General features: G+C 45.2%; 11 protein-coding genes. 4 read left to right on the top strand and 7 right to left on the bottom strand.

Features of this window, described 5'->3' with window-relative positions; all coding sequences use genetic code 11:
• Nucleotides 1–504: 504 nt before the first annotated feature.
• From BLQ13_RS19195 to BLQ13_RS19220, 6 genes are all read right to left on the bottom strand, one after another.
• Nucleotides 505–672 carry a DUF3934 family protein gene (locus tag BLQ13_RS19195; RefSeq protein WP_090923095.1) on the bottom strand — a complete coding sequence of 56 codons (168 nt, stop codon included), beginning with the start codon at nt 670–672 and terminating at the stop codon, nt 505–507.
• 140 nt (nt 673–812) lie between these two features.
• The gene (locus BLQ13_RS19200) at nt 813–2,033 is read right to left on the bottom strand and encodes an MFS transporter (protein WP_090923097.1); all 1,221 of its coding nucleotides are present in this window, start codon (nt 2,031–2,033) and stop codon (nt 813–815) included.
• Nucleotides 2,034–2,054: 21 nt separating this feature from the next.
• Nucleotides 2,055–2,666, bottom strand: a complete 612-nt coding sequence (locus tag BLQ13_RS19205) for a TetR/AcrR family transcriptional regulator (protein ID WP_090923099.1) — start codon at nt 2,664–2,666, stop codon at nt 2,055–2,057.
• Between the two features lie 123 nt (nt 2,667–2,789).
• Entirely contained in the window at nt 2,790–3,941 is a 1,152-nt protein-coding gene (locus tag BLQ13_RS19210) for a S1C family serine protease (RefSeq protein WP_090923101.1), read from the bottom strand.
• A gap of 12 nt (nt 3,942–3,953) precedes the next feature.
• Nucleotides 3,954–5,162, bottom strand: a complete 1,209-nt coding sequence (locus BLQ13_RS19215) for a hypothetical protein (RefSeq protein ID WP_090923102.1) — start codon at nt 5,160–5,162, stop codon at nt 3,954–3,956.
• Between the two features lie 348 nt (nt 5,163–5,510).
• Nucleotides 5,511–5,936 (bottom strand): VOC family protein, encoded by a 426-nt coding sequence (locus BLQ13_RS19220; protein WP_090923388.1) that lies wholly within the window; start codon nt 5,934–5,936, stop codon nt 5,511–5,513.
• 275 nt (nt 5,937–6,211) lie between these two features.
• On the opposite strand from BLQ13_RS19220, the gene BLQ13_RS19225 reads away from it, so the two are divergent.
• Nucleotides 6,212–6,967, top strand: a complete 756-nt coding sequence (locus BLQ13_RS19225) for a class I SAM-dependent methyltransferase (protein ID WP_090923104.1) — start codon at nt 6,212–6,214, stop codon at nt 6,965–6,967.
• A 122-nt stretch (nt 6,968–7,089) separates the two neighbouring features.
• Here BLQ13_RS19225 and BLQ13_RS19230 read toward each other — a convergent pair whose 3' ends face one another.
• Nucleotides 7,090–9,255: a penicillin-binding transpeptidase domain-containing protein gene (locus BLQ13_RS19230; protein ID WP_090923106.1), complete on the bottom strand. Its 2,166-nt coding sequence runs from the start codon at nt 9,253–9,255 to the stop codon at nt 7,090–7,092.
• 175 nt (nt 9,256–9,430) lie between these two features.
• Between BLQ13_RS19230 and BLQ13_RS19235 the strand changes: the two genes are divergently transcribed.
• The 3 genes from BLQ13_RS19235 (at nt 9,431) to BLQ13_RS19245 (ending at nt 13,702) form a co-directional block, all read left to right on the top strand.
• The gene (locus BLQ13_RS19235) at nt 9,431–9,835 is read left to right on the top strand and encodes a CBS domain-containing protein (RefSeq protein WP_090923108.1); all 405 of its coding nucleotides are present in this window, start codon (nt 9,431–9,433) and stop codon (nt 9,833–9,835) included.
• Nucleotides 9,836–10,219: 384 nt separating this feature from the next.
• Nucleotides 10,220–12,496, top strand: coding sequence for a glycosyltransferase (locus BLQ13_RS19240; protein WP_090923110.1), 2,277 nt, complete (start codon nt 10,220–10,222; stop codon nt 12,494–12,496).
• A gap of 18 nt (nt 12,497–12,514) precedes the next feature.
• Entirely contained in the window at nt 12,515–13,702 is a 1,188-nt protein-coding gene (locus BLQ13_RS19245; RefSeq protein WP_090923112.1) for a carbohydrate binding domain-containing protein, read from the top strand.
• Nucleotides 13,703–13,733 lie beyond the last annotated feature (31 nt).

A 13,733-nucleotide genomic window follows, 5' to 3' on the forward strand; every position in this document is an offset into this window, starting at 1 on the left:
TTCTCGCTACCGAAACCAGTTCGTTTCAGCAACTCTTATATAATATCATGTCCGAACCAACTTTGCAAGTTCTTTTTTTAAGTTTCTTTCGAAGCTTGTTTTCATTTGCTTGCCGCACCGTATAAGCTGTGTTTTCTTGGCCGGAATAAGAATATACCATGTATCGCCACCACATGTAAAGCATTATTTATTAAATTTAATTTTCCATATTTAGGATTAAATTTTGAGGTGTTGTTTATTCAATATAAAAACACTTTGTTTTTAAAGTCACATTGCCTTATGATACCAGATCCTTACCTTAAGAACTAAACAAAGCAGTGCACCTTAATATTTACCTCTCTATATATTTAGAACTTTCTTAAATGTCTGATCCATTAATCCCCCTTCCCTTATGCCTTCATAAAAAAAAACAACAGTTCTTCAGATATGAATACCACATCCAAAAACTGCTGTTTCTCTGAAAAACTACGCACTTGGTTCCACTCCGCCTCTTCCCCTGTCCATTTAGTTGGACTTATCCGTAGCAGACTCAGCGCTTTCCTTATTCTTGGTTCCCTTGCTTTTATAAGGCTTAGGAGCACTCTTCGCTCGGTTGGCACTGGCTTGCCAGCGATTCCAACCTTTTTTGCCCGTTCCGCGGCCTGTGCCGCCCTTACCTTTTGCTTTGCTCATGTTATCACTCCATTAATCCTGTCTATGTCTAAAAATGATCTTCCTCGGTAATGTTCCAATGTAACTCAGCCCATGTGGTTCACTTCCAGCATTTCTTATTATACCAAACTTGAAGTGTTCACGTTTTATATTTAGAAGAATTACACTTGAACCTTTGGCTCTTGTACCGATTTAACACTTCTTAGCACACGTAAGGATAATAAGAAACAGATGCCAAGCACCGCCGCAGCCGATACATACGGATAGTTAATATTCACATCAAACAACGCTCCAGCTACGATGGGTCCAGCGATGTTGCCCAGACTTGTATACGCGGAATTCAGCCCAGCCACAAACCCCTGTTGTTCTTCAGCGAGCTTGGACATCTGCGTACTGATTGCAGGGCGTAAAATATCCATTCCCAAGAAGACGATAAACGTTACAACAACGATTAACCAGTACGTGTGAACGAATAAGGTTAGTAATACAAACACGGAGACAAACAGCAAACATACCGTAATAACCTTCTTTTCCCCAAATGTGTTCAGCAACCAGCCAATCAGGGATACTTGCACAACTGCTCCAGCAATGGAACCAAATGTAATGATAAACGCAATATCTTTGGTCGTGAAACCAAACTTGTGATCCACAAACAGGGAGAATACCGTCTCGTAGTTAGCCAAACCAAAAGCCATGACAAATACGATGATTAGACTGAAAAAGTAAGGTTCCCGGTAAGAGTTGATAAGCTGAGATACCATACCTGGTGCTTTTACTTTTGCCCCGCTAGTTTCAGGTGTAGTCTGCTCACTCGCGCTACGCTCGGATTCAGGCAAGATAATCAGTGTAATGATTGCAGCCAGCAAACCCGCAACCCCTGCCGCATAAAAAGGAACCCGTATTCCGAACTCGGCAATATAACCGCCGATTCCTGGCCCGATGATAAAACCTGTTGTGATCGCCGCATTAATAAGCCCCATGCCTTTACCGCGCTCTTCTTCCGTTGTGATATCAGCCGTATAGGCCATAACCGCAGGAAAGATCAACGCCGCGCCAATACCGCCCAACATTCGGGCTGCGAAGAGCAGATAAGGCGCATTCACCGCACCGAACATAAATTCTGATACCGCAAAGATCAGCATCCCGAATACGATAATCTTTTTGCGTCCCCACTGGTCTGACCAACGACCTGCTGCTGGAGAGAACAAAAACTGTGTGAAAGAGAACGCCGCGAACAGAAGTCCCATCGTAAAGCCCGTAATATGAAGCAAGTTCATGTAAGCAGGCATGATCGGCACAACCAGACCAATGCCCATAAATACGAGAAAAATATTCAACATCAACAGCAGCAACGCGCCCCTGTTACGTGTCAGTAAAGCCATGATTCCATCCTCCATCGTTGTCTAATTATGCTGTTTATCCTTGGCAATCCCGTGAAGAAATACACTGGCGGCCTGACGATACAACGCAAGAGCCTCGCCCGGTTCCAGCTTACGCGACATTTGACTAAGCCCTATAATGGTACTTTCCAAAATCAACGCAAGATGCTCTACATTCTGATCATTGAACTCCCCGCTGTCTATTCCTTCTTGAATCAGCTGCTTATTGAATTGGATGTGCCGCTCAAACAATACTGCGATTCGTTCTTCAATATCATTCTCTTTTTTCTCTCCAGTGAAGAACTCATCAGCCGCTTTTGTTAAAGGATGGTTGATATCATCCATAATAAGCTGTTCCGCCAGGCCATAGATTTTCTCGGTGGAAGTGTGATACAGATGAACTTTTGATTTCCAGCTTGCTTCCCACTCCCGATCCCATTCATCAATGAGATAGAGGAAGAGCCCTTCTTTGCTTTTGAAATGATAATATATATTTCCCTTGCTACTTCCAGTCGCCGCGACGATGTCCTCAATAGACGTTGCTTTATATCCTTTTTGTACAAAAAGGGCTTTGGATGCATCCGCAAGTTTTTTCTTGGTCTGCTCGGACTGGAGCTGCTTTTTATTTAAACTCACTCACTTCACTCCATTCTTATATACTGAACATTCGTTCTGTATTCTAGCAAATATATGTTTAATCCGCAATATAAAAAGGAGAACCCGCCATGTGGCAAGCCCTCCTTTTATTCACGAATCCATTTATTTCTTCTTTTTACCCTGTCCATGTAATATCTTTAATTGGCCATTCTCGTATCCGACCTGATATGTCACGTTATATTGAGTCGTTACGTATTCCCCATCCTTGCGCTCCTCGGCAGCGATCACACCGCTCACTTCCATCTCTTCCTTACTCGTACTCGCAGACGAAATTTTCTCCACACTAACATAGCTCGTATACGTATAGCCTTCACGAAATTTAGCGTAACTTGTGCCCTTCTGCCAATCACTTCCGAGCAACGCATAGGCAGATACATAATCACTCATGTTCAGGTAGTTGTAAAAATCAGCAACCAGTGCTTCCGCTTCAGATAAAGCAGCGGACGACGTCTGCGAAGATGAGTCCCTTACCGTTTGTGCCCCTTTGGTATCAGGTGAGCGCTCTGACCATTGTTGCACCTGCTTCAACACACTGGTGATAGGAATGCTGAACCCTAGTCCACCTTCCTGTTTAACCACCGTCGAATTAATACCCAGCACTTCTCCCGTTTCCGCGTTAATCAGCGGACCGCCGCTGTTACCGTTAGTAATCGGAGCAGATATCTGATACAAGTTGGTATAAATATAAGGCGGGATTTCAAAGCTGCGGTCAAGTCCGCTAATAATACCGGTAGTCACCGTATTCTCAAAACCAAGCGGACTACCGAGTGCCAGAATTTCATCACCAACCTCCGCTTTAGCTGACGCAATAGGCAGAGGTTCCATTTTCACAAGATCAGGGACTCTGACAACAGCAACATCCGTCTCTTCGCCAAAACCAATCACTGTACCCCGATATTCCTGATGATCCAAGGTGCGAATCGTCACTTCTTTGGAACCCTCGACGACATGCGCATTAGTGATGACATCGCCCTTGTTATTATATAAGAAGCCTGAGCCCAGACCATCGCTACTTTCAATCGTAACTACTTTTCGCTGACTATCTTCAATAATCTGTTTACGCGTTTTCTTTTCTGTGGTTTTAGATGTTGTTTTTACTTTGGGTTGATCCACCTGTTTCGAGGAAGCCACAGCCAGTTTGGGAGCTAGCGCCATCTCATCTGCTGTATGCTGGTGAATCCAGAATACGCCTCCAGCACCAGCACCAATAATTATTGCACTGGAAATGATCGTTCCCCATACACGTTTGCTCATTTTGTCGTCCTCCTACTCCACATACCATGATGCATTCGTAACTGTCACATTCGCGGCTTCATATACCCCATAATAGTAGGTTTCAAAATATCCTTCTTCGCCTACATCCAATATAGCTGGGTATACATAAACATCTGTCTCACCGATGTAATCGCCGTTGGAGGCATTAATGCTAACGATAAGCGCCACGGATGATATAGGGCGTGTTCCCTGATTAAACACCGACCCGCTGATATACAAGTCTCCATACTCATCCAGCTTAGCAGACAGATCCGTTACGTATACAGCCCCTGTACGATTGCGAAGTTCTTCTTCAGCTGCTTGCTGTTCTGCAAGTCGAATCCGTTCTTCCTCTGCCTGCTCAAAAGCTTTCTTCTCACGCAACACTTCATCCCGGTATTTGGTCAGCTTCTGATCCTCAGGCGCATAAGATAATCCGTTGTCCACGGTTTGCAGTGCTGCTGTAAAATCACGCTTCTTCACTTGCTGCTCCGCCTGCTTATAACTGATACCTGCCAGCTTATCGGTAATCTGCTTTTTCACAACTTCGGCTTCCTTACCGTTCAGCTTGGAGATCGTTTTGAGTTTTTCAGCGAGTGCCTCGACGGTTGTTAACTGATCAATTTCCTTTTTCACTTTCAAAACAGCCAGGGTCACCTTTCGATTGTTCAACGCTGACCTTACCTTATCAAACACCGGCTCTTGGCGTTCGTTTAATGTTTTAGCCGCGGTTTGAATCATTTTGTCCGCTTCCGACAGCTTACCTGTTTTGAGCAGATTCGCGGCTTCGTCCATTTGTTTTAGTAAGTTGTTCGCTTGCTCTGTAATTTTACGATCCTGAACGAGTGCTCCTACATTCGGTCTTTGAGCGAGAGCTTTGTCCAGCAAATCCAGAGCTTCTGAATATTTCCCGTCCAGTGCAGCCTTCTCTGCCTCAAGATGCAGTGTCTTCACATGAGCGTTAATCAGATTCTCTTGATTATAATAATACGCTAACAACGCCCCCATAATTGCTGCAAGTAGCAGTGGGATAATCCATACAAATGGACTGCTCTTGCGCTTGCTCACCGTTCCGGTTGCAGATGCATTACGTGGCTCCAGTCCTGATGGCTCCGACCAGATTTGCTCCTCTGTGGAGCTATCTTGTTTCAATCGGGTTCCACACTTCTGACAGTGGTCTTCCCCAGAACTATTTTTCGTGCCGCATATGTGACAATACATCCTGATCCCTCCAGCCTAAACGTATGTAAATTTAGATATATGTTATCTTTTGTTTTTCTGTTGTCGTTCTGTTACTTGATATCACTCCAGAATATGTGTTGCCTAATCTCGGGGTGAATCGACATTTATCATATAGCAAAAAGGTAAAATGCACCATATATTCCTGACCAAAAAATAAGATATGTAAGAGGGATTCATGCTGATCATTTATTTTGTAGACTAAAAAAAGACCTTCCTGTTTTCAAGGAAGGCCTTCATGTATATTCCGCAAGTCCATCTGATGCGGATCTATTTAGTTTCGTTTATTTATCCATTCAGCGATAGTTAGAGGGCACAATTCATGCTGATCTATTCGGGCTGGTTCGAAGGGAACGCGCTCAAATTGATATAAGAGACTTCCCATAGATGGTTGTCCAGGTCTTGAAAACTCCGTCCATACATGAATCCATGATCTTGAGGTTCGTTATATTGCTTCGCTCCGGCATCAAGGGCAGCTTGTACAATCGCATCCACTTCTTCACGGGAAGCAACAGATAAAGCAACGATCACTTCTGTTGTCTCAGCCGCGTTCGCGATTGTTTTCGTGATAAAGGATTGGAAACGTTCCTCCACCAGAAGCATGGCAAAGATATTTTCTCCGACAATCATACAGGTAGCCTTATCGTCCGTAAACTGGGCATTGAATTCAAACCCTACTTTCGTAAAGAAATCAACCGATCTCTTCAAATCCTGGACTGGCAAGTTGACAAAAATCTGATTAGCACGAACAGCCACCATTGATCACCTCGGATTCCTAGAATAGATTCCACCCCAAAATATCACCTCGCGTATGCGCTGTCAATTATGTATAATGGGGCTATTCCAACATGTGAGGTGAAAGGGATGTTGTTTCCAATCGTTCGAAGTAATTAAATGTCGGGCTGGATCAAAACGCGTACCAGCTACCAAGGGGTAGCTCTGTCCTTTTGAGCCTGTTCGATGTGTAGATGAACGATGATTGAAAACAACAAATCCTAAATAACACATCACATACTGGAGGAAGAATTAATATGAAAAAACAGTGGGATTACAACACATTTTATGAACGTGTCGGTCAACAAAATGGATGGGATTTCAGCACGATGAAGGTGATCTCTGAACCCACCGACTGGGACTTCTATGATGAGGTGACTCGTTGCACACAAACATCCGATCTGCTGCTGGACATCGGCACAGGTGGAGGCGAAGCCGTGCTCGCCATTGCTGAACATGCTCATCTGCTTGTCGGCATCGATTTGGCTCATGGAATGATCGAGACAGCTCAGCGAAATTTAAAGCGAACTAAAAAATGCTCCAATGTGCGATTCACTCAGATGGATGCGGACAACTTACAGTTTCCAAAGTCATTCTTCAATATCGTTTCTTGCAGACATTCCGCATTCTCCGCGTCAGAAGTGTACAACGTTCTCGCAGAGGATGGCGTATTCCTGACCCAGCAGGTCAGCGAGCACGATAAATTGAATGTAAAGCAAGCATTTGGACGTGGACAACATCTCGGCATAGAGCCCGGAACACTCTTGGAAAAATACAAACAAGAGCTGCAACATGCAGGTTTCCAGCACATCGAGGTCCGTGAATATAATGTAACCGAGTATTACGCTACACCTGAGGATCTCTTGTTCCTGCTGACACACACACCTATCGTTCCTCAATTTGGAGAACTCGCGTCCGACCTGGATATCTTTGAACAATTTGTTCAGGATCACCGCGACGAGAAAGGGATTCGCACCAACTCGGCGCGATTCATGATTACAGCCAGAAAATGATCTGAAATCCATTATGAAATTTTAGTATATAAAGTAAAATGAAAAACGCGTCTTGGCGACCTGTATGGTTCAAGCCAAGAACGCGTTTTTTGGTTATTTCTTATCGTTGCCAGATTTCATAGTCACGGCTCAAGCTGAAGTTTCTCCAAGAATGGTTTCAAGCGATCCACCACATAATGGCTGCCACCGCGCCCGTTCACCTCTTCGATTACGGCTGCCAACAGGAACGACGGTGATTCGGTATCAAAGGTAACGAAAAATCCGTTCTCCTGACCTTGCTCACCCTTCTTCGCTTTCAGTTCGGCCGTTCCTGTCTTGCCTGCAAGACCGCCAGCAATCGAGCTGAGGGCATGTGCCGTTCCGCCTTGACGAGACACCACCTGTTTCAGTGCGTCAGTAACGGTATTGGCTACATCCGGTGTGATAATCACCTCAGGATCAGGGGTCTCTTTTCCAACAATCAATACAGGTTTCACCAGCTTGCCTTCATTCACAAACGGCGTAAACGCAGTAGCAAGATGAATCGGTGACATTAACATCTCACCTTGACCATACGAAGTGTCGGCTAGCAGCACCTCGGAAGAAAGATCCCTGTGCGCCTCATTTGCATACTGACTAGGTTTCAAATAGAGTTCATCCAGCCCGAAATTGTCACCAAACCCGAACTTTTGAATGCCCTCGATAAACTTGGCACTCCCCATCTCCGTCGCTTCCATTGCAAAATAAATATTGTCGGAGTATACGAGGGCATCCACCATATTTACGGGACTCAGGCTTTTCACCCGCTTGACGTAATATCCGCCCCAGCTATCATTCTTCCGCCATTGCAAACCAAAAATTTCATGGGTTTTGTCCGGTGTGGTCACCTTCTCCATCAACCCCGCAGCCGCAGTAATCGCCTTGAAGGTTGAGCCGGGAGCATATCGTGTCGTTACTCGGTTGATAAAAGGAAGCTTCTCGTTCGCCGAATAGGCATCCCACTCGGCCTGCGTCAGACCGGTAACCATTTTATTCGGATTGTAGGAAGGCGCACTCACCATAGCAAGCATATTTCCGTCCTTCGGATTCATCATCACCATCGCTCCGGCATCGCCGCCACCCGCCAGCGTCTGATACAATCTTTGCTGCTGTGCGGAGCTGATGGTTAGTTGCACATCCTTACCGTCGACTGCATCTTTGCGGATCAATTCGGAACGCGTGTTGCCCGCTTCATCCGTAATTTCAATTAAACCGCCACGCTCTCCGCGTAGCTGCTTCTCCATAGACTGTTCCAGTCCAGCTTTGCCGATCCAATCTTCCGCACGGTAATACCCTTCGGTATCTTTGTCCAGGTCTTCCTTCGTGGCCTTACGCACATATCCGATCAGATGTGCCGCTGCTTCACCAAGCGGGTAATACCGAATTTCCTTACTTTGCAGAGCAACTCCGCTAAGAGAAGAAGGTACATCAAATTCCTCTGTCGAGCCCATTGGCACAAAAAATTCCGGTTTCACCCATGTCTGACCAAGTGTCTTCTGAATGGCTTCTACGGACACCTTGTAATGTTTCGCGATGCGTGCAATCATCTGATCCGGGTTCTCTCCGAGCTTCTCGGGTACGATGCCCCACTCATTCATTGTGCCCTGGGTTGCAAGCGGCAACCCGTCACGATCTACAATATCCCCTCGATTCGGGAATAACGTCTTCACCCGAACTTTGCTACCTTTCACCATGTCACTGAGGATCAGGGACGGCTTCCAGTTAATCTGCCAGACTTTGCTCCCGTCCTCCAGCTCCTGTCGAACTAAATTAAGCGTATGTGTCTCGTTGACTTCACCTAAAAAGGTGGTCAGGTGTAGATCATAATCGGTCTGGTAGAGATCAGGGTTACTAGCGGATTGTTCTGCCTGATTCGTCCCCTCTTTGTCCGTTGTTGCTTGTGATTCAACCTTAGTCTCGGTTCCACTTTCAGTCCCTGTTGTTTGAGCGCCAGAGTCAGCTTCCGTTCCTGTCGTATTCGCTGCTGTCAGCTCAGCTTTAACAGCAGAGACCTGCATACCCGAGTAGATTGCATTGTATTTCTCAATAAACTGTTCCTTGGACATGCCTGCCTCGGTCAACGAAGCAGGTGACATCAACGAATACAGCTGGCCGAACTCTTTCTTTTGTAAATGCTCTATGTACTGATTCACCGTTGTCTGCGGTTTCGGTTCCTCCGGTTTGCTATTCTGCATATAAAGATACATTCCAATACCGCCTGCAAATAGAATCGGCAAGAGTCCATATAATAATTTACGTTTCGATTTCATGTCACATCACCTCTACTCTATACTATAAATTTCCTGCGCCGATTAAACAATGTGACAAATCTGATGAATTTGTCATTAAAAATAGCCTTAAGCTCACATAATATGTTTAAATAAGAATAGTGAATTACATACTAAAGCTTTTTTGCGATGCAAAAGGCTGAAAAGGAGCCCGATGATGGAAATCAGCTATTTTTTACTCCCAAAAGCCGAAGTGGCCTATATCGAGTCTACCGCTTCCATGAAAGATGCTATTGAGCAGTTGGAATCGCACCACTACACCGCCATTCCCGTAATTGATCCGGATGGAAAATATGTTGCTACTCTGTCCGAAGGTGATCTGTTATGGAAAATGCGTAATACGCCTGGATTAACATTTGATAATATGGACCAAGTGCAGGTCGATGAGATTAGCCATCGTGTCTATAATGAGTGCGTGTACATCGAAGCAGAGATGGAGGATATGCTGACTCTTGCGGCAGACCAAAACTTTGTGCCCGTGGTGGATATAGATCGGGTCTTTCTTGGAATCATTCGTCGTAAGGATATCATTGAATATTACACCCGCAACATATCCGATTAATAAATCTCGGGTAGCATGGAAGTGCTACAGTGAGATTACGGTATCTGCAAAAGATCAACCAAAAAAGGCGAGCCCATAGGCTCGTCTTTTTTATGTAATCATTCCACTAACGTAACAATTTCCACATTATGGACTTAAAATAAAAATGTTGCTAATTTCGCATGAAATAAATACAATAATCTTCATGATTCGACATATTTCGTCATTACCAGACTGTATTTAAACACCAAAACATGTCGTTTCCATCACATATAATGGATTAATACACAATTTCATTCATTTCTTTTGTTCAGAATTCGTTCAGAACGCTATTGTACGATAGACATATGGTTAGACTTGATGAACGTTGATTACTTTCACCAATTATAGAGAGAGGTATGCACCTTGAATCGTTTAAGCACACGCAAAAAAATGCTGGTTACCGCAACGGTGATCATGTCTTGTATTTACGTCATATGGCGTACCTTCTTCACCATTCCTTTCGGCCATGGCCCGCTTGCCGTGACCGCCGGTCTTGCCCTCCTGATTGTCGAACTCATTGGTATGTTTGAACTCGCTGTGCATTTTTATAACATGACCCGGCTTGAATATCCTGAACTTCCTGTCGTTGATGAGTCATTGTATCCTGACGTTGATGTTTTTATAGCTACATATAACGAACCTGCATCCTTGCTTTTCAAAACGATTAACGGCTGTCTCAATATGGATTACCCGGACCGCTCCAAAGTACATATCTACCTGTGTGACGACTCCAATCGTCCCGAGATGCGAGAACTGGCTGATCATATGGGGATTAACTATCTGACCCGGACAGAGCACATCCACGCCAAAGCTGGAAACTTGAACAACGCCATGAAACATACTTCCTCCCCTCTAATCGCCACGTTTGATGCCGATATGATTCCGAAGCATGATTTTCTGACGTCCTGCGTGCCTTATTTTCTGACAGGAGAAAAGATCGGCTTCGTTCAAACTCCGCAAAGCTTCTATAATCCCGATCAGTTTCAATATAATCTGTATTCCGAAGCTCGAATTCCGAATGAACAGGACTACTTCTATCGCGATGTGCAGGTCGGGCGGAACAAGTCCAACTCCGTTATCTACGGCGGAACCAACACGGTACTTTCGAGGCAGGCACTCGAAGATGTGGGTGGTTTCTATACTGGTTCCATTACAGAGGATTTTGCCACTGGCATTGAAATGCAGAGCAAAGGGTATCGCTGTTTTGCCACCAATAAAGTACTTGCTTCCGGACTTGCTCCCGGTGATCTGAAAAGCCTGATCAAACAACGCCAACGCTGGGCACGCGGATGTATTCAAACGGGAAGAAAAATGAATATTTTGTTCAAGCGCGGACTTACGTTTGCCCAAAGACTGAATTATATCTCTTCTATAACCTATTGGTATTCCGGTCTTAAACGAGTGCTGTATATCATGTCACCCATTCTGTTTGCTGTGTTCGGTGTGCTCGTGGTGAAGTGTACCATTTTGGAAATTCTCGTGTTCTGGCTACCGATGTATCTATTAACGAATATGTGTCTGCGTATGTTGTCAGGTAATATTCGAACTACGAAATGGACGAATGTATACGAAACTATTCTTTTTCCATCACTGCTACCTGCGGTCATTCTGGAAACACTGGGCATCACCATGAATAAATTTGCAGTGACTCGTAAAGACGGTGCTCATAACGATCGTAGCTACCAGCTCAAACAGATCATTCCGCATCTGATCTTGGCTGTGCTCTCTATAATCGGCATCGTCAACTGCATTCACTGGACATTTAGTCAGGGCACCATTGGATTTCTCGTTGTTCTATACTGGCTGTTGATTAATTTCTACAACATTATGATGTCGATCTTTTTCCTCAGCGGACGTAAAGTGTTCCGCAACTATGAGCGTATTCTGGCTGCTGTGGACTGTACACTAACGACTGAAGGTGAAACGCTGTCCACGGTTACGCATGATATTTCGGAAGGCGGGATCGCCATCGTACTGGATACACCGAGATACATCCCGAGCGAAGCCGAATTTGCTGTACGTCTGGTAACGGATCATTATTCAAGCGAGTTTACAGCCAAGGTAACTCACGTAACTTCATACGGTAATAAGTGGAAGTATGCATTTAAAGTGCACGAGATTACAGAACAGGATCAGCGTCAGTTGTTACATATTGTGTATGACCGCGAGCCTACGCTTCCGCAGAAGCTGGATAAAGATATCAGTACATTTGAGGACATCCGTCTGAATTTTGTAAAACGCGGACAAGTGGGCCTCATGTCCAACCGCAAGCTGGCACGCATTCCGCTGAACCATGAACTGGACACACCCGAATATGGAACCGTTATGCTGATGGACTTTAACTATGAATTTTTGCTTTTGAACATATCACGGCAGGAAATGGTCTATGAGCTTCGTTTGCCGCTTGCCGAGGGACTCGTTCTTGACTGTATGTGGGTAAAGTCGATGCGAAGCAAACATGGCATTCTGTACCGGATCAGAAATATTCAAGACATTGCCCGAAATGGACAAATGCCTGAACTGGAAGCTCTTCTGAAACAATGGAATGTGGCGTATACCGAGGCAGACAAACCAAAACGCCCAGTACAGAATAAAAGCTTCATCTCGAGTGATGAACTCGACGAGATGGCCTATTTATAACATGGAGGCACAGAACGCATGAGTACGAAATGGCAGCAATGGCTGCTTGTCGCAATCCTCACAGGTTTATCAAGCTTATACCTCATCACTGCTACTGCTTCGGCTCAGCCGGATCAGATGCAGTGGAGCGAGAGTTCTATAAAGGTATGGAATAATGGAGCCAAAGTGCAGTCCAAGCTGAATCGTAACGGCAGCTTACAGATTAACACCTCGACACAGGAACTACAAAAGGGCTATTACTCCGCCTATGTGTATGAGCTGCAAAACAGGGACTGGTCAGGCTACAGCGAATTAAGGTTCTCGATTCGCAGTGATTCCGATCAGACGCTGCCACTAAACGTTGTCATTACACGAAAGGATCAATCGGCACTAACGGTAGCGGATCAACGCAATGTCATCCTCATTCCCAAAGCAACCAAAGAACCGAAGCTGGTTCATCCCGTAGATGGGTTGATAAGACTGGAGCCCGGGTTTGAGGGGGAGGTTCGTGTTCCCTTTTCCAGCCTCATGGTTCGAAATCATGCAGCTACGGTTGGCCGTGTCACACCAGAGAAAATGCTGAGCTGGGGAATCACAATGACCACGACTGAGAACGCACAGCTGAATTACCGCGTTGGAAATATCAAACTGGTACCTAGGAAAGAAGCTGTTGCAGAAAACCAATTATCTTCTGTAATGATCAAAGGTGATGAACGAGTCGTGAAACCGGTGGCCGGTGAATCGGTTGCAACGTATATCGTTAGTGGCCTGCAGGCGACAGCATCGAAAGCTTTGGAAACGCCAGAAGTAGAAGTGAATTTCCAGCTTGCTCATCCTGTACAGGGTGTAACAATCACAACGGGTGGCCTACTAACCATTGGAACGGACGCCGCAATAACCGATTCGGTGACTATTCGAGCGCTGGTGGATCAAAAGTGGAATCTCGATTATACCGTTAAACTTGATCGTTCCACGGCGATGCAGATGAAGGAAGCGGATGGAACGCCTCGTTTCATCCCCTCACCTGATCAGGTTCCCAAAGTCCTTGAACCTTCCACCGTATGGTTACAACCATGGATGGAATGGATGATCCGAATCGGCCTTCTTCTGATTGGACTCGCGGTGGTTATTCCATATTGGCTGTGGCGCAAACTTCAGCACGGCTCACAAGCGGGGAAACCACGTTCGATGAATCATCGCAGGTCCAAGCGGATATTTAAAATGTAGCTTTTTTATTTCATCATTAACATCATCAAGG

The sequence above is a fragment of the Paenibacillus polysaccharolyticus genome (assembly GCF_900102085.1).
In the GTDB taxonomy this organism is placed as follows: domain Bacteria; phylum Bacillota; class Bacilli; order Paenibacillales; family Paenibacillaceae; genus Paenibacillus; species Paenibacillus polysaccharolyticus.

Bases quoted from the DNA above. Each gene is read 5' to 3' on its own strand.
- BLQ13_RS19195 (WP_090923095.1), bottom strand. From the start codon at position 672: ATGAGCAAAGCAAAAGGTAAGGGCGGCACAGGCCGCGGAACGGGCAAA.
- BLQ13_RS19200 (WP_090923097.1), bottom strand. From the start codon at position 2,033: ATGGCTTTACTGACACGTAACAGGGGCGCGTTGCTGCTGTTGATGTTG.
- BLQ13_RS19210 (WP_090923101.1), bottom strand. From the start codon at position 3,941: ATGAGCAAACGTGTATGGGGAACGATCATTTCCAGTGCAATAATTATT.
- BLQ13_RS19215 (WP_090923102.1), bottom strand. From the start codon at position 5,162: ATGTATTGTCACATATGCGGCACGAAAAATAGTTCTGGGGAAGACCAC.
- BLQ13_RS19225 (WP_090923104.1), top strand. From the start codon at position 6,212: ATGAAAAAACAGTGGGATTACAACACATTTTATGAACGTGTCGGTCAA.
- BLQ13_RS19230 (WP_090923106.1), bottom strand. From the start codon at position 9,255: ATGAAATCGAAACGTAAATTATTATATGGACTCTTGCCGATTCTATTT.
- BLQ13_RS19235 (WP_090923108.1), top strand. From the start codon at position 9,431: ATGGAAATCAGCTATTTTTTACTCCCAAAAGCCGAAGTGGCCTATATC.
- BLQ13_RS19245 (WP_090923112.1), top strand. From the start codon at position 12,515: ATGAGTACGAAATGGCAGCAATGGCTGCTTGTCGCAATCCTCACAGGT.